We start from the raw sequence: 22,380 nt of genomic DNA on the forward strand, positions 1-22,380 counted from the left end.
GCTTCATTCTAGGCCAACAGCTTCATGGACGCCGACACCATCGCCCGCCTGATCGAGCAAGGCCTGCCCGGTGCCAAAGCCCACGTGCAGGGCGACGATGGCGTGCACTTCGAGGCGACCGTGGTCTGCGAGGCCTTCCGCGGCAAACTGCCGCTGGCCCGCCACCGGATGGTCTACGCGACCCTGGGCGACCTGATGGGCGGGGCGATCCACGCCCTGTCGCTCCGGACCGTGACCCCCGACGAAGCCGCCTGAGGCGCGCCGCATGGCGCCGTTTCCCACCGTTTCCCCCGTACCCGGGTTCCCATGCAGAAGATCGTAGTCAGCGGCGGCGCGCCGCTCCGCGGCGAAGTCGCCATCTCCGGCGCCAAGAACGCCGTCCTGCCCATCCTGTGCGCGACCCTGCTGGCCGACGCGCCGGTGGAGATTGCCAACGTCCCCCACCTGCACGACGTGATGACCACGCTCAAGCTGCTGGGCGAGCTGGGCGCGAGCGTGGACTACAAGCAGGGCGAGCTGGCGCGCAGCCTGGTGGTCGACCCGCGCACGGTGCGCAACCACGTGGCCCCCTACGACCTGGTCAAGACCATGCGCGCCTCGATCCTGGTGCTGGGCCCGCTGCTGGCGCGCCATGGCGCGGCCGAGGTGGCGCTGCCGGGCGGTTGCGCGATCGGCTCGCGCCCGGTGGACCAGCACATCCGCGGGCTGCAGGCACTGGGCGCGGAAATCAGCGTCGAGAACGGCTACATCAAGGCCCGCGCCGGGCGCCTGAAGGGCGCGCGCTTCGTGTTCGAGATGGTCACCGTCACCGGCACCGAGAACGTGATGGCCGCCGCCACCCTGGCCGAGGGCACCACGGTGCTGGAGAACGCGGCGATGGAGCCGGAGGTGGTCGACCTGGCCGATTGCCTCAACGCGCTCGGCGCGCGGATCGAGGGCGCGGGCACCGCGCGGATCACCATCCACGGCGTGGAGCGCCTGGGCGGCGGCCGCCACGTGGTGCTGCCCGACCGGATCGAGACCGGCACCTTCCTGGTGGCCGCAGCCATGACCGGCGGCCGGGTGACCGCGCGCAACGCGCGGCCGGATACCCTGGAAGCGGTGCTGGACAAGCTCCGCGAGGCCGGCGCCACGGTCGCCACCACCGCGGACAGCATCACCGTGGACATGGAGGGCCGGCGCCCGCGCGCGGTCAGCCTGACCACCGCGCCGTACCCGGCGTTCCCGACCGACATGCAGGCGCAATTCATGGCGCTCAACTGCGTGGCCGAGGGCGTGGGCGTGATCAGCGAGACGATCTTCGAGAACCGCTTCATGCACGTCAACGAACTGCTGCGGCTGGGCGCGGACATCCAGATCGACGGGCATACCGCGGTGGTGCGCGGCGTGCCGCGCCTCAGCGGCGCTCCGGTGATGGCCACCGACCTGCGCGCCTCGGCCTGCCTGGTGCTGGCCGGCCTGGTGGCGCAGGGCGAAACCACCATCGACCGCATCTACCACCTGGACCGCGGCTACGAGAACATCGAGGCCAAGCTCGGCGCGCTGGGCGCCAGCATCCGCCGCATCGACGCGCGGCAAGGGGAGGGCTGAATGCTGCTGCGAGGACGCATGACCACCCGCCGCAAGGTCCTGCTGGGCCTGCTGGCGGCGATGCTGGTGCTGATCGGCGTGGCCGGCTGGCTGGGCATGGCCGCCACCCGCGGGGTCGAGACCTCCGACATGGACTGGAACGGCGACGGCGTGGTCGACCGCGCCGAGATCCTGCAGTCGTTCTACGCGGTGACCGCCGAACGCAGCAGCGAGGGCAACCGCGAATGCACCACCTTCCGCTGGTTCCGCAGCGGCGAGGTGATCCGGGTGCAGTGCCAGACGGTGTTCAAGGCCGAGGAGTGAACCGGCCAGGGCGCCGCGCTCAGCGCAGCGCCTTGAGGGTCAGGTCGATGGTGTCCTGGCCGTTCTCGCGCTGCAGGATGCGCGCCGGCACCGGCATTTCCGCCACGATCCAGGCGATCGTCTCGCGCTTGTCGTCGCGGCGCACCACCTTGGTGGCCTGGCGCGGCTTGCCGGCGACGGTGATCTGCTCCTTGCCGGCCACCTCGTAGCGCAGCGGCTTGGCCCGGCCCTCGTCGACCAGGCGGTAGGACAGCGGCTTGCCCGCGGCCAGGTCGCGGGCCACGGCCAGGTTGATCAGCAGCGCGTCCATGTCGCCGGGCTGCAGCTTCACCGGGCCGCGGCGCTCGGGCTTGACGTCGCCGCTCCAGGTGGCCTGGCCGGCCTTCCAGTCGTAGTTGGCCTGCACCGACTTGCGCTTGATCAGCGCCACCGAGCTGTCGCTGCTGCTCAGCGGACGCAGGGTGCCCTGGTGCTCGTCGAACACGGTTACCTGGCTCAGGTCGGCGACCTGGTTGCGGATGCGCAGGCTGTACTTCCAGCGGTCGCCGGACTCGCGCGCCAGGGTCATGGTGCCGTCGGCGCGCATGCCCATGTAGCTGGCGGTGTAGTCGGCGGTGAACGGCTCCATCGCCAGCGCCGGCACGGCGGCGGCGAGCAGGCCCAGCAGCAGCGGGAGGCGGATCAGGGGGCGGGTCCGGTTCATCTCAGGCTCCTCGGTACTCGATCAGGCGCAGGTCGACCTCGTCCTCGCCGTCCTCGCGTTGCAGGATGCGGATCGGGGTGGGCACGCCGTCGGCGACCCAGACCAGGGTCTGGTCGCCGTCGCGGTCGCGGCGTTCGACCCGCAAGGCCTCGTAGCTCATGTCGCCCACGGCCAGCGTCTCCGGCGTCTGCCCGACATGATAGACGTGCCCGCGCACGCGGCCGCCGTCGACGAAGCGGTATTCCAGCACCGCGCCGGGGCGGGCGTCGCGCATCAGCGCCAGGTTGATCAGCAGGGCGCTCATGTCCCCCGGCTGCAGCGGCACCGGGCGCCGGCGCTCGCGGCTGATGTCGCCGCTCCAGCGCGCCTGCATCGCGCCCCAATCGTAGCTGCCGCTGACCTGCTTGCCGAACAGCACCGCGCGCCGCTCGGTGTTCTGGCCCAGGGGGCGGTAGTGGCCGTCGTGCTCGTCGAACAGTGTGCTCTGGTGGATGTTCAGCCGCGCCAGGCTGGCCACGCCGCGCTCGGCGCGCAGGTCCAGCTCGATCGTCCAGTGCCGCGGGTCCTGGCGCACCAGGCGCATGGTGGCGCTGCCGGCGGGGCGGCCGCGGTACCAGGCCTCGTAGGTGGCCTGGAACGGTTCCAGCACGCGTGGCGCCGGCGGCAGCGCGGGCAGGCCGGGCGGCGCCGCTTCCTGCGCACGGGCGGGTTGCGCCTGGAGGGCGCTGGCGGTCAGCAGCAGGAGGGAGGCGAGGATGGGGCGCATGCGGCTCGGGCAGGGGACGACGGGGAAGCATGCCCGCGCGCCGGTGTCAGGCGCGTGATTCCGGCTTCAGGGCGCCCGCGGAATCTAGTTGCAGCGGTTTAAACAGGCACTGACCGTCGACCCAGACCCGTGCATCGCGTTCAGCCAGGCGTCCGGCCACCGCCAGCCCGAGCACCGCGGTGACCAGCCGGTGTTCGTGCGGCAGCAGGCGCGCGGCCAGGGTGTCGGGTGTGTCGCCGGGCATCACCGGGATGCGCACCTGGGCCACCACCGCGCCGGCGTCCAGTTCCGGGACCACGAAGTGCACGCTGGCGCCGTGTTCGGCGTCGCCGGCCTCCAGCGCCCGCGCATGGGTGTGCAGGCCCTTGTACAGCGGCAGCAGCGAGGGGTGGACGTTGAGCAGGCGGCCTTCGAAGCGGCGCACGAAGGCATCGCCGAGGATGCGCATGTAGCCGGCGCAGAAGATCCAGTCCGGGCGGCAGGCGGCCACCGCCTCGGCCAGGTCGGCGTCGAACGCGGCGCGGTCGGGATAGGCGCGGGCCTTGCGGCTCCAGCGCAGCTCCGGCGCGACCTTGGCCAGCGCCGGCGCCTCCGGGCGGTCGGAGAACACCCCGACCACCTCGGCGTCGAGGCGGCCTTCGTCGATCGCGTCCAGCACCGCCTGCAGGTTGCTGCCGCGGCCGGAGACCAGTACCGCCAGCCGCGGCTGGCGCCCGCCGGTAGGGGCCATGGGTGCCTCAGGCGATGCGCACGCGCCCGTCGCCGCCGGCGCGCGCGACCACCCGGCCGATGGCGCGGTGCGCCAGGCCTTGGGCGTCGAGCGCGGCGCCGATCGCGGCCAGCGCGTCCTGCGGCACCACCAGCACGAAGCCGATGCCGCAGTTGAAGGTGCGCCACATTTCCTCGTCGGCCACCGCGCCTTCGCGCTGCAGCCAGGCGAACACCGGCGGCAGGACGATGGCCTGCGCCTCGATGTCCAGGCCCAGGCCCTCGGGGATGACGCGGATGATGTTCTCGGTCAGGCCGCCGCCGGTGATGTGGGCCATGGCGTGGATCGCCTCGCCGTGTTCGCGCAGCAGGGCCAGCACCGGCTTCACGTACAGCCGGGTCGGGGCCATCAGCGCGTCGACCAGCTTGCTGCCGTCCTCCAGGACCAGCTCGGCCGGGCGGCCGGCGCGGTCGTAGATGCGGCGGATCAGCGAATAGCCGTTGGAGTGCGGGCCGGAGGAGGCGATGCCCAGCAGCACGTCGCCCTCGCGCACGCGGGAGCCGTCCAGCAGCTGCGACTTCTCCACCGCGCCCACGGCGAAGCCGGCCAGGTCGTAGTCGCCCGGCGGGTACATGTCCGGCATCTCGGCGGTCTCGCCGCCGATCAGGGCGCAGCCGGACTCCTCGCAGCCGCGGGCGATGCCGCCGACCACCGCGACCGTGGTGTCCACGTCGAGCTTGCCGGTGGCGAAGTAGTCCAGGAAGAACAGCGGCTCGGCGCCCTGGACCAGGATGTCGTTGACGCACATCGCGACCAGGTCGATGCCGATGGTGTCGTGGCGGCCCAGCTGCTGGGCCAGCTTGAGCTTGGTGCCGACGCCGTCGGTGCCGGAGACCAGCACCGGCTCGCGGTACTTGCCGGACAGGTCGAACAGGGCGCCGAACCCGCCCAGGCCGCCCATCACCTCCGGGCGGAAGCTGCGCCGCACCAGCGGCTTGATCCGCTCCACGACCTCGTTGCCGGCGTCGATGTCCACGCCCGCGTCGCGGTAGGTCAGGGGAGTGGGCGTAGGAGTCTGGCTCACGTCAGGGCCTGCGGCAGCTGCGGGGAAGGGCCGCGATTCTAGCAGCCGCGCCGCGGCCGGGGACGCCCGGCGTCCCGCCTTCGCGCTGCGTCGATTGGCGCGGGCATGCGGTTCGGGCAACAATTCCCCGGTATTCCCCGTCCATCGAGGATCCCCATGCCCGTCCGCCGCGGCCTGACCCTGTTCCTGGCGCTGCTGCTGTGCCTGCCCTTCGCGCCGGCAGCGGCCCAGGACGGGCTGCGCACCGAAGGCGAGGTGGCGGCCGCGCAGGGCCTGTACGCGGCCGAGGTGCAGGTCGGCAGCCAGGCCGATTCGGCGCGCGCGGCCGGTTTCGCCCGTGCCCTGGTCCAGGTGCTGTCCAAGCTCTCCGGCGACCCTGCGGTGGCCAACCGCCCCGGCGTGGCGCAGGAGCTGCGCAACGCCGACGCCTACGTGGAGAGCTACGACTACCGCCAGGACCAGAGCACCTCGCCCGGCGGCGCGCCCACCTTCCGCACCATGCTGGTGGTGCGCTTCCACCCGGAACTGGTCGACGGCCTGGTCTCGGCGCTGGGCCTGCCGGTGTGGGCGCAGCCGCGGCCCAAGCCGGTGGTGTGGCTGGCGATCGACGACGGCAGCGGCCCGCGCCTGCTGGGCACCGGCCAGGTCAATGCCGCGCGTCCGCTGCTGGACCGCGCGGTCGAGCGTGGCTACCGCCTCGGCCTGCCGTCCGGCGGCGCCGCCGAGCAGGCGGTGGTCGGCGCGATCTGGCGCGGCGACACCGCCGCCGTGGCCCGCGCCTCGGCCCGCTACAGCCCGCCGATGCAGCTGATCGGCAAGATGTACCGCAGCGGTAACGGCTGGGCCACCGACTGGACCTTCGTCGACGCCGGGCGGGTGCTGGCCACCCGCACGGTCAACGAATCCGACCCGCGGCGCGCGCTGTCCAGCGGCGCCGACGTGGCCGCCGACGCGCTGATCCAGCGCTACGCCAAGGTCCCGGTGTCCGAGCCGGCCGGCACCTACCGGGTCGTGGTCACCGGGCTGCACGGGGCCGAGGACTACCTGCAGGTCTCGGCCTTGCTGCAGCGGCTGCCGGTGGTGCGCCGGATCGCGCCGGTGCGCGCCAGCGGCGACCGCGTGGAGTTCGACCTCGACCTGCTCACCGGCCTGTCCGGGTTCGACCGCATGCTCGGCCAGAACGCGCCGGTGGAGCCGGTGGAGGGCGTGCCCGGGGAGTACCGCATCCGATGAGCCGGCCGATGGACGGGCAAGCGGAGATCGCGCGCTTCCTGCAGCAGCTCAAGTGGATCGTGCTGGGGCTGGTCGGCCTGTGGGTCGTCTGGCTGCTGGCGCCGATCCTGACCCCGTTCGTGTTCGGCGCGCTGCTGGGCTGGATGGGCGACCCGCTGGTCGACCGCCTCGAGCGCGCCGGGCGCTCGCGCAACGTGGCCGTGGCCCTGGTGTTCGGGCTGATGACCCTGCTGCTGGTGCTGGCCCTGCTGATCCTGGTGCCGATGCTCGAACGCCAGGTGCGCACCCTGGTGGAGTCGCTGCCGGCCTACCGCGACTGGTTCGTGCAGACCGCGGTGCCGTGGCTGGAGGCGCGCACCGGGCTGGAACTGATGGTGTGGCTGGATCCGGAGCGGCTGGTCCAATGGGTGCGCGAGCACTGGCAGCAGGCCGGTGGCTTCGCCACCGCGGTGTTCGGCTACATCTCCCGCTCCGGCTTCGCGATGGTGGCCTGGGTGGTGAACCTGGTGCTGCTGCCGATCCTGACCTACTACTTCCTGCGCGACTGGGACCTGCTGGTGGAGCGGGTCGCGGCCCTGGTCCCGCGCGACCACCTGGATACGGTCACCCGCCTGGCGCGCGAGTCCAACGACGTGCTCGCCGCGTTCCTGCGCGGGCAGTTCGTGGTGATGCTGGCGCTGGGGGCGATCTACGCGATCGGCCTGCAGCTGTCCGGGCTCAAGCTGGGCTTGCTGATTGGCATGGTCGCCGGCCTGATCAGCTTCATTCCTTACCTGGGCGCGACCACCGGCATCGTCCTGGCGGTGGTGGCGGCGCTGGTCCAGGCCCAGGGCCTGGATACCCGGCTGTTGGTGCTGGTGGGCGTGGTGTTCACCGTCGGCCAGCTGCTGGAGAGCTATGTGCTGACCCCGCGCATCGTCGGCGACAAGATCGGCCTGCATCCGGTGGCGGTGATCTTCGCGGTGATGGCCGGCGGCCAGCTGTTCGGGTTCCTCGGCATGCTGATCGCGCTGCCGGCGGCGGCGGTGATCAACGTGCTGCTGCGCTTCGCCGCCGAGCGCTACCGCCAGAGCGGGCTGTACATGGGCGGCCAGGGCTCGCCCTCGATCGTGCTCGGTCCCTTCCCGGAACGCGCGCCGGAACCGCCGCAACAGCCGCCCGCGCGCGGCCAGGGCCCGGAGGCGTGAGCGTTCCCCCCGGCAAGGCCGGCACCCCGCAACTGCCGCTGGCGCTGCGTTACCCGCCCGAGCAGCGCCTGGAGAGCTACATCGGCGCCCCGGCCGGCGCGCTGGAACAGCTGCGCGACCTGGCGCGGCTGCCCGGCGCGGACTGGATCTACCTGGAGGGCGCCAGCGGCGCCGGCAAGACCCACCTGGGCCTGGGCGTGTGCGCCGAGGCCGAGGGTGCCGGCCGGCGCGCGGCCTACCTGCCGCTGCGCGCCGCGCGCGGCCGCCTGCGCGAGGCGCTGGAGGCGCAGGAGGCCGACGTGGTCGCGCTGGACGGGCTGGAGGCCATCGCCGGCGACCGCGAGGACGAGGTCGCGCTGTTCGATTTCCACAACCGCATGCGCGCCGCCGGTACTTCCGTGCTGTACCTGGCCACCGCCGCGCCGCAGGCGCTGCCGCTGGTGCTGCCGGACCTGCGCTCGCGCCTGGGCCAGTGCACCCGCGTCGCCCTGCATACGCTGGACGACGAGGGCCGCCGCGCGGTGCTGCGCGACCGCGCCCGCCGACGCGGGCTGGTGCTGGAGGAAGCGGCGATCGATTGGCTGCTGACCCGCACCGGGCGCGACATGGGCCACCTGCTGGGCCTGCTGGAGCGCATCGACCGGGCCTCGCTGGCGGCGCAGCGGCGGGTGACGGTGCCGTTCCTGCGCGGCCTGCTCGACGCCGGCTGAGCCGGCGCCGTCCCCGTATCCGGGTGTCCGGGGTCCTGCGGCCGCGCTCAGTCCGCGCGCAGGGCCTGGTCCAGTGCTGCCAGCCGCTCCGGAGTGCCGACATCGGTCCAGCGGCCGCGGTGGTGCTCGCCGCTGGCGCGCCCGGCGGCCATGGCCCGGCGCAGCAGCGGTGCCAGCCTGAAGCGCGGCGGGTTGCCGGGATCGCCGTCCACGGTCGCGCGCCAGCCGGCCAGCAGCGAAGGGCGGTAGACGCCGATGCCGGAGAAGGTCAGCCTGGCGCCGCCATCGGCATGCACGCGGCCGTCGTCGTCCAGCACGAAGTCGCCGCCGGGGTGGTGCCGGGGGTTGTCGACCAGCACCAGGTGGGCGTCGCCGCGCGGCTGGCGCGGCAGCCGGGCGAAGTCGTAGTCGGTCCAGATGTCGCCGTTGACCGCGATGAACGGGCCGTCGCCAAGCAGCGGCAGGGCATGCAGCATGCCGCCGCCGGTTTCCAGCGGTTCCGGGCCCTCGTAGCTGTAATGCAGGCGCAGGCCCCAGCGGCTGCCGTCGCCGAGCATCCCGGGGAACCGCTCGGCCAGCCAGGAGGTGTTGACCACCACCTCGTCCACGCCCAGCGCGGCCAGCTTCTCCAGGTGCCAGGCCAGCAGCGGCTTGCCGCCGGCCTCCAGCAGCGGCTTGGGCGTGTGCAGGGTCAGCGGGCGCATGCGTTCGCCCAGGCCCGCCGCGAAGACCAGCGCCTTCATGCGGCCACCTCCGCCATCGCCGGGCGGATGCGGGCATCGAGCAGGCGCTGCAGTGGCTGCAGCTGCGGGTGCCGCGGCAGCACCTCGTCCAGGTAGGCGATGAAGCGCGGCGCGTCGACCAGGTACCTGGTCTTGCCGTCGCGGTGGTGCAGGCGGGCGAAGATGCCGAGGATCTTCAGGTGCCGCTGCACGCCCAGCCAGTCGGCGTCGCGCAGGAACACCGGCAGCGGCGGCACCGGCAGCCCGGCCGCGGCGGCGCGCCCGTGGTAGCGCGCCAGCCAGCCATCGACCCGTTCCAGCGGCCAGGACAGGAAGGCGTCCTTGAACAGGCTCACCGGGTCGTAGGCGATCGGGCCGACCACGCAGTCCTGGAAATCCAGCACCGCCGGGCCGGGCTCGACCGGCATGAGGTTGCGCGGCATGAAGTCGCGGTGCACGACCACCCGCGCCTGGGCCAGGGCGTTGTCCATCAACCGGCGCTGCACCAGCTGCAGCTCCTCGGCCTCGCCGCAATCCAGCTCGATGCCCAGGTGGGTGCGCAGGAACCAGTCCTCGAACAGGCCCGCGTCGCGCTGCAGCAGGGCCTCGCCGAACACGCCCATCGCCGGCGGCGGGGCGATCGCCTGCAGCTTCAGCAGCTGGCCGACGGCGGCGTCGAACCAGGCATCGGCGTTGCCGTCGTCGATGACCTGGGCCAGGGTCGGGCCGCCCAGGTCCTCCAGCAGCAGGAAGCCCTGCTCGACGTCGCGCGCCAGCACCTGCGGCACGCGCACGCCGCCGGTTTCCAGCAGGTCGCGCATGGCCAGCCATGGACGCACGTCCTCCAGCCCCGGCGGCGAGTCCATCACGATCCGCGAAGCACCGGCGCCGTGGCTGCGCCAGTAGCTGCGGAAGCCGGCGTCGGTGGAGGCACGCTCGAGGGTGGCGGCCGGATCGCCGAGGGCGGCGCGCGCCCAGGCCAGGCGCTGCAGCTCGCGTTGGGAAGCGGTTTGCGGGTTCATGCGTGGGTGTCGGCGGGGATCGGCACAGGGTAATCGCCGCGCGCGTCCGCGGCGAGGCGCCGGCGCCGCAAACGCGAAGCGCCGGGGGTTGCCCGGCGCTTCGCGTCATGCAGCTTGCCTTCGGATCAGCAGCAGCCGTGGCCGCCGTGCTGCTCGCCGCCGGCCACCGCGCCGACGCCGGTGGTCTGGCCGCGCAGGCTGGCGCGGTAGTGCTCGGCGATCACGTGCGACACGCATTGGGTCACGCGCTTGCCCATCGGGATGTGCAGGAACTCGTTCGGGCCGTGGGCGTTGGAGTGCGGGCCCAGCACGCCGGTGATCATGAACTGCGCGCCGGGGAACTTCTCGCCGAGCATGCCCATGAACGGGATCGAGCCGCCTTCGCCCATGTACATGGCCGGCTTGCCGAACGCGGCCTGCGAGGCCGATTCGATCGCCTCGGTCAGCCACGGCGACTGCGCCGGGGCGTTCCAGCCGGTGGAGGCCTTCTCCAGCTCCAGCTCGACGTGGGCGCCGTTCGGCGGATCCTTCAGCAGCACATCCTTGAGCAGCTCGCCGGCCTTCTTGCCGTCCAGGGTCGGCGGCAGGCGCAGCGACAGTTTCACCGCGGTGTACGGGCGCAGCACGTTGCCGGCCGAGGCCAGCGGCGGCATGCCGTCCACGCCGGTGACCGACAGCGCCGGGCGCCAGGTGCGGTTGAGCACCAGCTCCGCCGGGTCGTCGGACATGGCGCTCATGCCCTTGAGGAAGGGGAACTTGCTGAAGACCTCGTCGCGCAGGGTCTCGGCGACCTTGCGCGCCTGCTCCACGCGCTCGGCCGGGACCTCCACGTGCAGGCCCTCGAGGATGATGCGGCCGGTGTCCTCGTCCTCGATCCGCGACAGCAGCTGGCGCAGCAGGCGGAAGCTGGACGGCACCACGCCGGAGGCGTCGCCGGAGTGCACGCCTTCGCTGAGCACCTTGACCGTCAGGTTGCCGCCGGCCAGGCCGCGCAGCGAGGTGGTGCACCACAGCTGCTCGTAGTTGCCGCAGCCCGAATCCAGGCACACCACCAGCGAGGGCTTGCCGATGCGCGCGGCCAGGTGGTCGACGTAGGCCGGCAGGTCGTAGCTGCCGGACTCCTCGCAGGCCTCGATCAGCAGCACGCAGCGCGCGTGCGGGATGTTCTGCTCGCGCAGGGCCAGGATCGCCGCCAGCGAGCCGAAGATCGCGTAGCCGTCGTCGGCGCCGCCGCGGCCGTAGAGCTTGTCGCCGCGCAGCACCGGCTTCCACGGACCCAGGTCCGGATCCCAGCCGGTCATCTCCGGCTGCTTGTCCAGGTGGCCGTACAGCAGCACGGTGTCGTCGCCCGACTCGGGGCCGGTGGCCGGCACTTCCACGTAGATCAGCGGGGTGCGGCCTTCCAGCTCGACCACTTCCACCTGCAGGCCGGGGATCGGCTGGGCGCGCGCCCAGGACTCCATCAGCTTCACCGCCGCGTCCATGTGGCCGTTGGCCTTCCAGTCCTTGTCGAACATCGGCGACTTGTTGGGGATGCGGATGTACTCGACCAGCTGCGGGACGATGTCGTCGTCCCACTTGGCGCCGATGAAACGCGCTGCGGCGGCGGGGTCGAGGCGTGCGATGTCCATGGAAACTCCGGGAAAAATTGGATGGCGCCATTCTACGCCCCGGCGTGGGGCGGGGATTTCCTACAGATGAATGCAGCATTCCCGGTCAACGCAATGCGCTGCGCGGCGATGGCGGCCGCCCACGGCCCGGTCCAGACTGCGGCTACCGGGAACCGGCCGGCAGGACGCCAGCCCCCGGGTGCCATCCAACCGCTACAAGGGAGTGTCGCCATGAAGTTCCTTTCCCATCCGCGTCCGCTGCTGCTGACGCTGCTGCTGATGGTGGCCGCGGTGTTCACCGCCTCGGCCGCCGACAAGGTCGACATCAACACCGCCTCGGCCGCGCAGCTGGAGGCCGTGCTGGTCGGCATCGGCCCGTCCAAGGCCGAGGCCATCGTCGCCCATCGCAAGGCCAATGGTCCGTTCAAGAGCGTGGACGAGCTGGCCCTGGTCAAGGGCATTGGCCTGAAGACGATCGAGCGCAACCGCGACCTGATCACCGTCGGCGCGCCGGCGAAGGCGGCCACCGCTCCGGCCAGGCCCGCCGCGGCCCCGGCTGCAGGCAAGGCACCGGAGCAGGCGTCGGCGAACCCGGCGGTGGCGCGACGCTGAGCACGCCTGCGCCGTGGCGCGGCGCAGGTGTCCGATGCCCGGGCGTCGCAGGGAGGCGCCGTCCGGAAACTGCACGCCAGGCAAGGCGTCAGTGCAGTTGGCCGTCCGCGCCGCACAGGGAGGTGCGGCCGGGCGGCATCTTTTCGCTTGCCTTGTCCGGTGGGGAAGCACCGCCGGGCTGCGATCCGCTGCCATGCGCAGCCGGTGCTGCGGCACAATCGGCGCATGCCCGATTTCGGTCCCGCCAGGCACCTGCCGGCCCACGAGTACGTCCGCGAGCGCTGGCACAACGGCGCCGGCTGGACCCGCCGCATCCTGCGCCTGCCGGCGGAGGGCAACTGGGACCTGAGCCTGTCGATTGCCGATATCGAGGAGGCAGCGGCGTATTCGTCCCTGCCGGGCGTGGAGCGCGAGCAGGTGCTGCTGTCCGGCGACGGGCTGCGCCTGGAATTCGCCGATGGCGGGCAGGCGACCCTGCTGCCGCCGCACCAGCGGTTGCGCTTTGCCGGCGACCGGGCCGTCACCGGGATCCCGCTGGATGGCCCACCCGTGCGCGCCTTCAACGCGATGTGGCGCCCGGACGTGCTGGAGGTGGACCTGCTGCACCGGCCGCTGGTGGGCGGCATGTTCTGCTTCTGCGATGCCGCCACCGCCTGGGCCGTGTACCTGCTGGGCGGGCGGGCGCGGGTGGGCGCGGACGGCGTGGAGTTCGACCTGGAAACCGGCGACAGCGCCTGGCTGGCCGCGCCCGCGCGGCAGCGCTTCCTGCTGGACGGGGCTGGCGAGGCCTTGCTGCTGCGCGTGCGCCGGGCCGGGGCCGCGGCGGCGGCTCAGTAGACGTCGCGGCGGTAGCGTCCCTGCTCGCGCAGGGCGTCGCGCCGTTCCGCGCCCAGGATCGTGGCCAGGGCCGTGTCCACGGCGGGGGCCATGGTGCCGGCACTGCCGCAGACCAGGATGGTCGCGCCCGCGTCCACCCAGGCGGCCAGTTCGGCGGCTGCGGCGCGCAGGCGGTCCTGCACATAGGCGCGGTCGCCCTCGCGGGAGAAGGCCAGGTCCATCCGTTCCAGCCAGCCCGCCTCCTGCCAGCGGCGCAGCTCGTCGCCGAAGAACAGGTCGCAGGCCGCGTTGCGTTCGCCGAACAGCAGCCAGTTGCGGCGCGCGCCGGCGGCGATGCGCGCGGCCAGGTGCGCACGCAGGCCGGCGATGCCGGTGCCATTGCCGACCAGCACCAGCGGGCGGTCCGCGGCCGGCGGGTGGAAGCCGGGGTTGCTGCGCAAGCGCAGGTCCACGGTCCCGCCCACGGGGACGTGGCGGCACAGCCAGCCGCTGCCCAGGCCGGGCGTCCCGTCCTGGCGGTACATCTCGCGCACCAGCAGCTGCAGCCGGCCCTCGGCCGGGATCGAGGCGATCGAGTATTCGCGGTGCGGGAGGCGCTGCAGGCGCGCGGCCAGGGCCTGCGGGGCCAGCCCGCGCACGCCGTCCGGATCGGGCAGCACGCTGCGCGCAAGCAGGCCGGCAAGCGGCTGCGGACCATCGCCGGCGTCCACCTGCGCGGTGCCATCCAGGCCCGTGGCCGCCAGCCACGCGGCAACCTGCTGTGGCGGATGGCCGGGGCCGATCTCGGCGATGTCGCCGGGCTGCCAGGCCGGCAGCGCGCCGGAGGCCGGCTGCAGCGACAGCGCATGCACCGGGCTGCCCTGGCTGCCGGGGTTGAGCAGCTGGCGCGCGGCCAGGCGCCACGGGTGGTAGGCCGGTGCGCTCCAGTCCGCGGCCGCGGCATCGCCGCCGATGCGCGCCACCTCGTACTGCCAGCGGCGCAGCGCGGCCTCGTCGGCGTTGTCCACCTCCACCCGGTCGAACAGCGGGAGCGCGCCGCGGTCGCGCAGCCACGCGTCCAGCTGGCGGCCGAAGCCGCAGAACGCGGCGTAGTTGCGGTCGCCCAGGGCCAGCAGCGCGTATTCCAGGTGGGCCAGGTCGCGGTCGTCCATCCGCCGCAGGAAACCCAGGGCATGGTCGGGCGGATCGCCCTCGCCGGTGGTGCTGGCCACGAACAGGGCACGGCGGGTCGCGGCCAGTCGCGTGGCGTCGACCTGGTCCAGGGGCAGCACCACCACTTCGCGACCGCCCGCGCGCAGCATCGCGGCGCTGCGCTCGGCCAGCGCGGAGGCAAAACCCGTCTGGCTGGCCCAGGCCACCAGCACCGCATCGCCGCCGGTGGAGGCCGCGCTCGCCGGCGCCGCGGACCTGCCGTTGCGCAGGCAAAGCGCGGTGGCCAGCAGCCAGGCGGCGGCGATGGCGGCCGCCAGCCAGCGGCGGTCCGCGGACGGCGCGGCCGGCCACCAGTCGTCGCCATGCAGCGGCAGCAGCAGGCACGCGGCGAGCAGCAGCAGGGCCAGCAGCGCCAGCTGGCCGAACAGCGCGGTGCGGCTGGAGCCGGAGGCGGGATTCATGCGGCCAGGTGGCGGCGGAATGCCGGGGTCATCATTTCCACCGGGCCGGCGGGGGTGCGGCTGACGAAGCGCGCGGCCAGGCCGTGCTCCCCGGCGAAGTGCAGTCCGGCCTCGGCGCCCATCACGGTCAGCGCGGTGGCCCAGGCATCGGCGTGCATGGCGTCGGCGGCCACCACGGTGACCGCGGCCGCGGCCTGGTGCACCGGCGCGCCGCTGCGCGGGTCGAAGGTGTGGGAATAGCGCTGGCCGGCGTGCTCGAAGTGGTGCCAGCGATCGCCGGAGGTGGCCACTGCCGCGTCCTCCAGCGCCAGCACCCGCGGCGGCAGCTGCGCCACCGGGGTCTCCAGGTCGGGTTCGGCTTCCACCAGCACCTGCCAGGCGTTGCCGTCGGGCTTGCGGCCGTAGGCGCGGATCTCGCCGCCGACTTCCACCAGGGCCGCGGCCACGCCGCCGGCACGCAGGCGCTCGGCCGCCAGGTCGGCACCGAAGCCCTTGGCGATGGCGGAGAAGTCCAGGGCCAGGCCGCCAGGCTGCAGCAGCTCGCGGCCGCCGGCGCGGCGTTGCAGCCGCTGCCAGCCGGTGCGCGCACGGGTTTCGGTCAGCAGCTGCGGCGGTGGCACCCGCGGCGGCCGCCCGCCGGCGCCGAAGCCCCACAGTTCCACCAGCGGGGCGACGGTGGGATCGAACGCGCCGCCGCTGGCCCGGGCCACGTCCAGGGCCGCCTCCAGCACCCGGGCGAAGGCTTCCGGCAGCGCCTGCCAGCTGCCGGCCGCGGCGCGGCGGTAGCGGCTGATGTCCGAATCCGCTTCCCAGGTGCTCATCTGCGCCACCACCTCGTCCAGCGCGCCCTGCACGATGGCGTGCAGGGCGTGCAGGTCGGTGGAGGCGCGCACGGCCACGCGCGCGCTCCAGGACGTGCCCATGGTCTGCCCGCCGAGGCTGGCCAGGCCCGCGGCGGCAGCCGGCTGCGTGGTGCCCATGGACCGGCGCTTACTGCGGCAGGACTTCCAGGGTCGCCACGTACACCAGGCGGCGCTTGCTGGCCTTCGGCACGCGGGTGTTGCCGTCCTCGGTCGACGCTTCCAGCCAGTAGCGGCCCGGCTGCGGGAAGGTGATGGCGATGCTGCCGTCCTGGCCGCTGGTCGCGCGGATCTCTTCCTGGGCGTTGCGGTAGCGGGTGTCGCCGCGCACCACCTCGACCTCCAGGCCGGCGGCCGGCTTGCCGTCGACGTGCAGGACGAACTTCGCCTCCTCGCCGGCGAACAGGTCGTTCGGATGGGTCACCGGCACCAGCTCCAGGCCCTCGCCCAGCGGCCTGATGTCGGTGGTGCGGCCGTTGGTGACGAAGGTCTCCACCCGGCCGAGGGTCTCGGTGACCTGCACGTTCTGCGCGTCGGCCGGGATCTTCGCCGCCAGCTCCTCGGGCCTGGCGTTGCGCAGGAAGCCGCCGCGCGGCGCGCCCGGGCCGGTCACCGGCTTGCCCTCGGCCCTGGCCTTCGCCTTGGCCGCCAGGCTCTCGGCGGTATCCCAGCTGGCCGACACGCCGCGGTTGACGTTGGCGATGCGGTACGTGCCTTCCTGCTGCAGGTGCAGGTCGAAGGTGCTGCGGTACTTGCCGGTGCTGGCGTTCTGCAGCGGCACCTGGCTGCCGTCCGGGGCGGTGGCGACCACGTTGTCCAGGCGCATCGGCACGTGGTCGGGGAAGAACAGCTGGTTGGAGACGGCGGCGTCGAAGGTCACCCACACGTCCTGGCCGGCGACCGTGGCCTGGGAGGGCACGAGCCACTGCTTGTGCGCGGCGGCGGAGAAGGGCAACGCCAGCGCCAGGGCGAGGACGAACGCATGTTTCTTCATCGTTGGGCTCCTTGGATTCACTTGATCGCCAGGCTGACCGCGCCGAGCTCGCTGCTGCCCTGGGCCTTGCCGGACTGGGCGCCGCGGGCCGGCCAGGTAAAGGGGATCTTCAGCAGCTCGCGGCCGCCGACTTCGCGCACCGCCTCCACCACCAGGGTGTATTCGCCGGCGGACAGCTTCTTCAGCTGCGGCGCGTTGGCGTCGACCCTGATCGTGTGCCTGCCGACCGGGCGGGTCGGGCCGGTGACGCCGTCCACCGGCAGGTCGAGGTTGCGCCCCGACTTGCGCCACCACTGGCGCAGGTCCGGCAGCCACTTGGTGCCGTGGCCCTCGGCGGTGTCCTTCAGCTGGTACCACACGGCCAGATCGGCCGCGGCCTTGCCGTCGGCGCCCTCGATCCACACCGCCACGTAGGGGCGGTGGTACTCGGCCACGTTGAGCTTGGGAATCTCCACCGAGACTTCCAGCTCCGCGGCGTAGGCCGGCAGGGTCAGCAGCCCGGTCACCGCGAACAGCAGCTTGGCGCGCATCGGTCGTACCTCGTCAATGGATGAAGATCAGGATCAGCAGCAGCGGCACCACCAGGCCCAGGCCGACCAGCGGCCAGGTCATGCGCCGCTGCCGCGCATGCAGGTGCAGCAGGAACAGGCCGGTGACGCAGAACACCAGGCAGGCGATGGCGAACACGTCGATGAACCAGCCCCAGGCCGGCCCGGCGTTGCGGCCCTTGTGCAGGTCGTTGAGGAACGAGACCAGGCCGCGCTCGGTGCGCTCGAACTCGACCTCGCCGGTGGTGCGGTCGATGCTCAGCCAGGCATCGGCACCGGGCGAGGGCATGGACAGGTAGGCCTCGTCCTGCGACCACTCCGCCGGCCGCCGCCCCGCGCCGACCGACAGTTCCTCGGCCAGCCACGCGGCCACCGCCGGAGGCAGCGGCGCGTTGCCTTCCTCCGGCGCGTCTGCCAGCGCCTGCAGCAGCGGTTCCGGCAGGCGTGCGCTGCGGTTGTCGACCTGCGGCGCGGCCTCGATGCGCGCGGCGTGGTTGAGGGTGATGCCGGTGGCGGTGAACAGCAGCATGCCCACCAGGCACACCGCCGAGCTGATCCAGTGCCACTGGTGCAGCGTGCGCAACCAGAAGCCGCGCCTGCGCTGGGCGGTCACGGGGTCGTTGCGGGTCGGAGTTGCGGGCACGTCTGCAGGGGGTCGGGGAAGGCAGGGGAGTATAGCGGTCGAGAACGATTCTCATCGGTTAACGCTCGCGGGGCCGGATGGTTGACCCAGGCCCCGCCCGCTCAGAACTGCACGTTGAGGCTCATCCAGACGCTGCGGGCCTTGTCCTTGTTGTTGTAGTCGTCCAGGTACAGCACCTCGTTGGTGCCGTCCTCGTACACGCCGTCGCCATCGAGGTCGCGGAACTCGGTAGCGTAGGTGGTGAAGTCGCGGTCCAGCAGGTTGTTGATGCGGGCATTGAGCGTCACCGCCTCGCTGATCCGCCATGCGCCGCCCAGGTGCAGCACGGTGTAGTCGCGGTAGTACAGCGGCTCCTGGGTGATGGCGTGGAGGCCGCGGTAGCGCTTGCCGCGCGATTCGGCCGCCAGGAACAGGCTGAGCGCATCGCTGACCTGCCAGTCGAAGGTGGCGTTGGCCATGTGCCTGGCGCTCTCGCCCAGCGGCAGCCCGGCCTGGGCGCCGCTGCGCTGTTCGCTGTCGGTCCAGGTGTAGTTGCCGCGCAGGGCGAAGGCCTCGCCGACCTGCCAGCGGCCGGCCAGCTCGGCGCCCTGGATCACCACCTTGTCGATGTTCACCGTGCGGGTGCTGTTGGCGTAGCCCAGGCCGGCGTATTCGCCGGTGTCCGAGCAGGCCAGGGCCAGGCCGTTGCCGCAGGGCTGCGAGGAGATCTTGTCGTCGAAGGTGTTGCGGAAGACGGTGGCGTTGAAGTCGTGGCCGTCCGGGTGCTGCCAGTAGGCGGCCAGCTCGTAGCTGGTGCTGGTTTCCGGCTGCAGCGCCGGGTTGCCGAACATCGGCGAGGTGCCCTGGCCGCCGAAGCCGACCACGCCGTCGTACAGCTGGGTGGTCTTGGGCGTCTTGAAGCCGGTGCTGGCCCCGCCCTTCAGCGTCCAGGCCGGGCTCACCGTGTACACCGCGTACAGGCGCGGGCTGACGTGGCTGCCGAACACCTCGTGGTCGTCGTAGCGGATGCCACCGGTCAGCGAAAGCCGCTCGACCGGCTTCCAGGTGTCCTCGGCGAACAGTGAGTGCATGTTGTGTTCCTGCCTGCCGCCCGGGCGTCCGGCCTCCATGCCGAAAACGCCGTCGGTCAGCTCGCCGCGCACGACCTGGGTGCCGACCACGGCCACGTGTTCGCCAGCGGCCTGGAACGGGATGTCGAGCCTGGCGTCGAGGGTGTACTGGCTGCTTTCCAGGGTGCGCGGCGGGCGCGGCAGGTAGGCCAGCAGCTGCCGGTACTGCTCCGGCGAAAGGTTGGCCTGCATGATCGCCAGCTTCTGCGCTTCGGACTGGTTGTTCCAGGCATTGGCGTTGCGGAAGCCGATCGCCGCACCCGGGGCGCAGTAGCCGCCGGCGCCGACGCTGCCGCCCAGGTTGGTGCAGGCGGCGTTCCACAGCTGCTGCAGCTGCCGGCGCTCGGCCACGGTGAAGGGCAGGGTGCGGCCCCTGTTGTCGGTCTCCACGTAGGCCAGCGAGACCAGGCTGTTGCCGAAGGACCAGCTGCCCTCGTGGGTCAGGGCCCAGCTGTCGCGGGTGAATTCCTGGGTCGGGGCGTATCCGGCGCGCGGTTCGATGCGGCCGTTGTTGCCGATGCGCAGCATCGCCCCGTGGTTGTCCACGGTGCCGACCGGGTATTCCTCCACGCCCTCGTCGTTGGTGCGGATGGCGTTGTCGTATTCCTGGCGCGAGGTGTCCACGTCCAGGGTGAGGCCCTGGCTGTCGGTCGGGGCCCAGGCCAGGCTGATGCCGCCGGCCTTGTTGGTGTTGTCCACCGCCTTGCCGCCGCCGCCGAAGCCGAGGGCGCGGCTGTGGCGCTCGCCGGACGGATCGGTCACGTCGCCGTAAACCGGGTTGGAGGCGTCGCGCCTGTACCAGCTCCCGCGCACGGACAGGTCCAGTTTGCCGGGCAGCAGCGGGCCGGTGAGGTGGAAGTCGGCGGTGGAGTCGTCGCCGTAGGCGTGGTCGGTCTCGAAGGTGCGGCCCAGGGTCAGCGAGCCAGCCCAGGTGTCCAGGCCCTTGCGGGTGATGATGTTGATCACCCCGCCCATGGCGTCGGCGCCGTAGAGGGTCGACATCGGGCCGCGGATCACCTCGATCCGCTCGATCGCGTCCAGCGGCGGGATGTGGTTGAACTGGTTGCCGCCAAAGTTGTTGGGGTAGATGTCGCCGTGGTTATTCTGGCGGCGGCCGTTGATGAGGACCAGGGTGTAGTCCGGGCCCATGCCGCGCATGGAGATCGTGCCCTGGCCGGTCTTGTCGCGGGTCTCGCCGATATCCACGCCTTCCAGGTCGCGGACCGCGTCCAGCAGGGTGATGTAGGGGCGGCGGGCCAGGTCCTCGCGGGTGATGACGCTGATGCTGGCCGGAGCGTCGACGATCTTCTGCTCGAAGCCGGTGGCGGTCACCACGACGGCGTCGAGGTCCTTGGCCGCCGGCGCGGGGGCCGGATCGGCCAGCGCCGCGGGAGCGGCCAGGATCGCGGCCATGGCCAGGGCCAGGGTGGCGGGACGGGACGGGAGCAGTCGTTTCGGCATAAGGGTGGTCTGGTATGTGCCTGGGTGGGCGCATGCCTGGGCGCGGCCGGGACGGCCCGGTGGCGCGTGGGTCTGCAGGAAATGGGGGAGGCGGCCGCCCGGGACGGGTGGCGCCGGGGCATCAGGCCGTGGGCGGGGCCTGGCCGGGGTGCAGGGCCAGCGCGGGATCCGGGTGCGCGGGTCCGGCCGTGCGGGCGGCGGCGGGGCAGGGGCCGGCGGTGCGCGCACGCGCGACGGCCAGGCCTGGCCACGGCAGGGCGGCAGCGTCGCCGGAGACGGTTTGCGCGGAGCCGGTCGGGCGCGGCTTCCTGGCCGGGGCGCGGCGGTGCTCGCCCCGGGTGTCCGGGACGTCCGGGGCGGCATCGACAGCGTGTACCGAAGGGGCGTGGTGCGGGGGAAGGCTGGCGTTGCCCGGGCGGAGAAGGAGGCCGGTGGCCAGCACCAGCATGGCCAGCAGCGCGGTCAGCACCGCCACGGCCGCCGATCCGCTGCGCGGATGCGGCGGAGCCGCCACGGACGGGCGGGCCTGGACGGAGTGCTGGAGCCTGTTCACACATTTCCCCGATGCGCGGCCCTGGGCCGACCGTGGCATCTTAAACGGGAATGGTTCTCAAATGCAACGGAAAACGGGTCCCGTCTGGCTCAGGTTTCGGCCCATTGCCGCAGCAGGTTGTGGTACACGCCGGTCAGCTGCAGTACCGCGGCCTGGTCGGCGCCGCTGCGGCGCAGGGCCTGGATCGAGCTGTCCAGCTCGAACAGCAGGCGGCGGCGGCCGTCGTCGCGGACCATGCTCTGGATCCAGAAGAACGAGGCCAGGCGTGCGCCACGGGTCACCGGGTTGACCTGGTGCAGGCTGGTGGACGGGTACAGGATCAGGTCGCCGGCCGGCAGCTTCACCTCGTGCTCGCCATAGGTATCGCTGACCAACAGCTCGCCGCCGTCGTATTCCTCCGGGTCGCTGAGGAACAGGGTGCAGGACACGTCGCTGCGCAGCTGCTCGCCCTGGCCCAGGTCCATCACCGCGCCGTCGACGTGGAAGCCGTAGGTGCCGCCGCCGGCGTAGCGGTTGAAGCGCGGCGGCAGGTACTTGAGCGGCAGCGCGGCGCTGAAGAACAGCGGATGCTTCGCCAGGGCGGTGAGGATGGCCTCGCCCAGCTCGCGTCGCAGCGGCGAGAACTCGGGCAGCTGCTCGTTGCGCTTCACCTGGGCGCCGAGGTGGCCGACGGTCTCGCGGCCGTCGGTCCAGTCGGCCTGTTCCAGCTTGCGCCGGAATCCGGCGACCTGGTCCCTGGTCAGGACTTCGGGGATATGCAGCAGCATGGCTTACTCCGGTGCATGGGCCGCGACCAGTGTGCGGATTTCGGGATGGGGCGAGGTGGCCAGCTCCGGCCGGATGCGTTCCAGGAACGCCGGGCTGCCATGGGCCAGGGCCTGGCGCAGCAGGGCCACCGCGGCGGCGACCTCGCCTTGCTGCAGCAGGATCGAGGCCAGGTTGGCCTGGCCGCGGAAATCGCCGGCCTCTGCGGCGCGGCGGTACCAGTCCAGCGCGGCCTGCGGGTCCGCCGGCACCACGCGGCCTTCCTCGAGGTAGCGGGCCACCAGGTTCATCGACTTGGCATGGCCCAGCGCGGCGGCGCGCGCGTACAGGGCGTAGGCGCCGGCTTCGTCGCGGGGCAGGCCGCGGCCGGTGGCCATCAGGTTGGCCAGGTTGTACATGCCCCAGTCCAGGCCCAGCCCGGCCGCGCGCCGGTACCAGACCGCGGCCAGGGCCGGGTTGGCGGGCGTGCCTTCGCCCAGCTCGTGGCAGCGGCCGAGCATGTTCATCGCCAGGGCGTCGCCGTTGTTGGCGGCCACCTGGTACCAGAGCACGGCCGCCTCCGGGTCGCGCGCGGTGCCGCGGCCTTCCACCAGCATCTGCGCCAGCAGGGTCTGCGCCGCCACCGTGCCGGCCCTGGCCAGGCGGGCGACCTCGGCAAAGGCCTGTTCCGGGGCGTCCTTCAGCAGCCCGGCCAGGGCCTGGGCGTCGAAGGCGGGCGGTGTGGCGCTGGCGGGAGGCGTGTCCAT

At 72.6% G+C, this 22,380-nt stretch carries 24 protein-coding genes; 8 read left to right on the forward strand and 16 right to left on the reverse strand.

Features of this window, described 5'->3' with window-relative positions; translation table 11 throughout:
- Window positions 1-24: 24 nt before the first annotated feature.
- From EIM48_RS13900 to EIM48_RS13910, 3 genes are read left to right on the forward strand one after another with little or no spacing between them, the layout of a single operon-like run.
- Window positions 25-255, forward strand: a complete 231-nt coding sequence (locus tag EIM48_RS13900; protein WP_019397476.1) for a BolA/IbaG family iron-sulfur metabolism protein — start codon at window positions 25-27, stop codon at window positions 253-255.
- Window positions 256-306: 51 nt separating this feature from the next.
- Entirely contained in the window at window positions 307-1,590 is a 1,284-nt protein-coding gene (gene murA / locus EIM48_RS13905; protein WP_125076928.1) for a UDP-N-acetylglucosamine 1-carboxyvinyltransferase, read from the forward strand.
- Window positions 1,591-1,893 (forward strand): hypothetical protein, encoded by a 303-nt coding sequence (locus EIM48_RS13910; protein ID WP_125108298.1) that lies wholly within the window; start codon window positions 1,591-1,593, stop codon window positions 1,891-1,893.
- A gap of 19 nt (window positions 1,894-1,912) precedes the next feature.
- On the opposite strand, the gene EIM48_RS13915 is transcribed toward EIM48_RS13910, so the two are convergent.
- Genes EIM48_RS13915 through purM form a run of 4 tightly spaced genes read right to left on the reverse strand, consistent with a single transcriptional unit; the run spans window position 1,913 to window position 5,128 of the window.
- Window positions 1,913-2,596, reverse strand: a complete 684-nt coding sequence (locus EIM48_RS13915; protein ID WP_125076927.1) for a DUF3108 domain-containing protein — start codon at window positions 2,594-2,596, stop codon at window positions 1,913-1,915.
- A 1-nt stretch (window position 2,597) separates the two neighbouring features.
- Window positions 2,598-3,362, reverse strand: a complete 765-nt coding sequence (locus EIM48_RS13920) for a DUF3108 domain-containing protein (protein WP_028915341.1) — start codon at window positions 3,360-3,362, stop codon at window positions 2,598-2,600.
- 46 nt (window positions 3,363-3,408) lie between these two features.
- Window positions 3,409-4,092: a phosphoribosylglycinamide formyltransferase gene (gene purN, locus EIM48_RS13925; RefSeq protein WP_019397481.1), complete on the reverse strand. Its 684-nt coding sequence runs from the start codon at window positions 4,090-4,092 to the stop codon at window positions 3,409-3,411.
- A gap of 7 nt (window positions 4,093-4,099) precedes the next feature.
- Window positions 4,100-5,128, reverse strand: a complete 1,029-nt coding sequence (purM, locus tag EIM48_RS13930; protein ID WP_125111940.1) for a phosphoribosylformylglycinamidine cyclo-ligase — start codon at window positions 5,126-5,128, stop codon at window positions 4,100-4,102.
- 177 nt (window positions 5,129-5,305) lie between these two features.
- On the opposite strand from purM, the gene EIM48_RS13935 reads away from it, so the two are divergent.
- The 3 genes from EIM48_RS13935 to hda are packed head-to-tail and all read left to right on the forward strand — an operon-like array spanning window position 5,306 to window position 8,285.
- A complete protein-coding gene (locus tag EIM48_RS13935; RefSeq protein ID WP_233581703.1) occupies window positions 5,306-6,388 on the forward strand; it encodes a DUF2066 domain-containing protein in 1,083 nt (360 codons plus the stop codon).
- An 8-nt stretch (window positions 6,389-6,396) separates the two neighbouring features.
- On the forward strand, window positions 6,397-7,575 hold the full coding sequence (locus EIM48_RS13940; protein WP_019398142.1) for an AI-2E family transporter: 1,179 nt from the start codon (window positions 6,397-6,399) through the stop codon (window positions 7,573-7,575).
- Window positions 7,572-8,285: a DnaA regulatory inactivator Hda gene (hda, locus tag EIM48_RS13945; protein WP_125111915.1), complete on the forward strand. Its 714-nt coding sequence runs from the start codon at window positions 7,572-7,574 to the stop codon at window positions 8,283-8,285. Before EIM48_RS13940 ends, hda begins: the two co-directional genes overlap by 4 nt.
- Before the next feature lie 47 nt (window positions 8,286-8,332).
- On the opposite strand, the gene murU is transcribed toward hda, so the two are convergent.
- From murU to EIM48_RS13960, 3 genes are all read right to left on the reverse strand, one after another.
- Window positions 8,333-9,028 (reverse strand): N-acetylmuramate alpha-1-phosphate uridylyltransferase MurU, encoded by a 696-nt coding sequence (gene murU, locus EIM48_RS13950; protein WP_019398140.1) that lies wholly within the window; start codon window positions 9,026-9,028, stop codon window positions 8,333-8,335.
- Window positions 9,025-10,029, reverse strand: a complete 1,005-nt coding sequence (locus tag EIM48_RS13955) for a phosphotransferase (protein WP_125111916.1) — start codon at window positions 10,027-10,029, stop codon at window positions 9,025-9,027. The genes murU and EIM48_RS13955 overlap by 4 nt, the downstream gene beginning before the upstream one ends.
- A gap of 125 nt (window positions 10,030-10,154) precedes the next feature.
- Window positions 10,155-11,660 (reverse strand): M20 family metallopeptidase, encoded by a 1,506-nt coding sequence (locus tag EIM48_RS13960; protein ID WP_019398138.1) that lies wholly within the window; start codon window positions 11,658-11,660, stop codon window positions 10,155-10,157.
- Between the two features lie 210 nt (window positions 11,661-11,870).
- On the opposite strand from EIM48_RS13960, the gene EIM48_RS13965 reads away from it, so the two are divergent.
- Window positions 11,871-12,251 carry a helix-hairpin-helix domain-containing protein gene (locus tag EIM48_RS13965; RefSeq protein ID WP_125111917.1) on the forward strand — a complete coding sequence of 127 codons (381 nt, stop codon included), beginning with the start codon at window positions 11,871-11,873 and terminating at the stop codon, window positions 12,249-12,251.
- A gap of 225 nt (window positions 12,252-12,476) precedes the next feature.
- The gene (locus EIM48_RS13970; RefSeq protein WP_028915335.1) at window positions 12,477-13,088 is read left to right on the forward strand and encodes a HutD family protein; all 612 of its coding nucleotides are present in this window, start codon (window positions 12,477-12,479) and stop codon (window positions 13,086-13,088) included.
- On the opposite strand, the gene EIM48_RS13975 is transcribed toward EIM48_RS13970, so the two are convergent.
- From EIM48_RS13975 to EIM48_RS14015, 9 genes are all read right to left on the reverse strand, one after another.
- Window positions 13,082-14,701 (reverse strand): sulfite reductase flavoprotein subunit alpha, encoded by a 1,620-nt coding sequence (locus EIM48_RS13975; protein WP_125111918.1) that lies wholly within the window; start codon window positions 14,699-14,701, stop codon window positions 13,082-13,084. The genes EIM48_RS13970 and EIM48_RS13975 overlap by 7 nt on opposite strands.
- Complete coding sequence (locus EIM48_RS13980) at window positions 14,698-15,681, reverse strand: FAD:protein FMN transferase (RefSeq protein ID WP_125111919.1); 984 nt, start codon at window positions 15,679-15,681, stop codon at window positions 14,698-14,700. The genes EIM48_RS13975 and EIM48_RS13980 overlap by 4 nt, the downstream gene beginning before the upstream one ends.
- Window positions 15,682-15,691: 10 nt before the next feature.
- A complete protein-coding gene (locus tag EIM48_RS13985) occupies window positions 15,692-16,555 on the reverse strand; it encodes a DUF4198 domain-containing protein (RefSeq protein ID WP_019398133.1) in 864 nt (287 codons plus the stop codon).
- A 17-nt stretch (window positions 16,556-16,572) separates the two neighbouring features.
- Window positions 16,573-17,085 carry a DUF2271 domain-containing protein gene (locus tag EIM48_RS13990; RefSeq protein ID WP_019398132.1) on the reverse strand — a complete coding sequence of 171 codons (513 nt, stop codon included), beginning with the start codon at window positions 17,083-17,085 and terminating at the stop codon, window positions 16,573-16,575.
- Between the two features lie 13 nt (window positions 17,086-17,098).
- Window positions 17,099-17,716, reverse strand: a complete 618-nt coding sequence (locus tag EIM48_RS13995; RefSeq protein ID WP_232211010.1) for a PepSY-associated TM helix domain-containing protein — start codon at window positions 17,714-17,716, stop codon at window positions 17,099-17,101.
- Window positions 17,717-17,847: 131 nt separating this feature from the next.
- Window positions 17,848-20,316, reverse strand: coding sequence for a TonB-dependent receptor (locus tag EIM48_RS14000; RefSeq protein ID WP_125111920.1), 2,469 nt, complete (start codon window positions 20,314-20,316; stop codon window positions 17,848-17,850).
- A 121-nt stretch (window positions 20,317-20,437) separates the two neighbouring features.
- Window positions 20,438-20,791, reverse strand: a complete 354-nt coding sequence (locus EIM48_RS14005; protein ID WP_028915331.1) for a hypothetical protein — start codon at window positions 20,789-20,791, stop codon at window positions 20,438-20,440.
- A gap of 167 nt (window positions 20,792-20,958) precedes the next feature.
- A complete protein-coding gene (locus EIM48_RS14010) occupies window positions 20,959-21,636 on the reverse strand; it encodes a Fe2+-dependent dioxygenase (RefSeq protein ID WP_019397574.1) in 678 nt (225 codons plus the stop codon).
- A 3-nt stretch (window positions 21,637-21,639) separates the two neighbouring features.
- Window positions 21,640-22,380, reverse strand: coding sequence for a tetratricopeptide repeat protein (locus EIM48_RS14015; RefSeq protein WP_125111921.1), 741 nt, complete (start codon window positions 22,378-22,380; stop codon window positions 21,640-21,642).

The sequence above is a fragment of the Pseudoxanthomonas sp. SGNA-20 genome (assembly GCF_003931635.1).
Taxonomy (GTDB): domain Bacteria; phylum Pseudomonadota; class Gammaproteobacteria; order Xanthomonadales; family Xanthomonadaceae; genus Pseudoxanthomonas.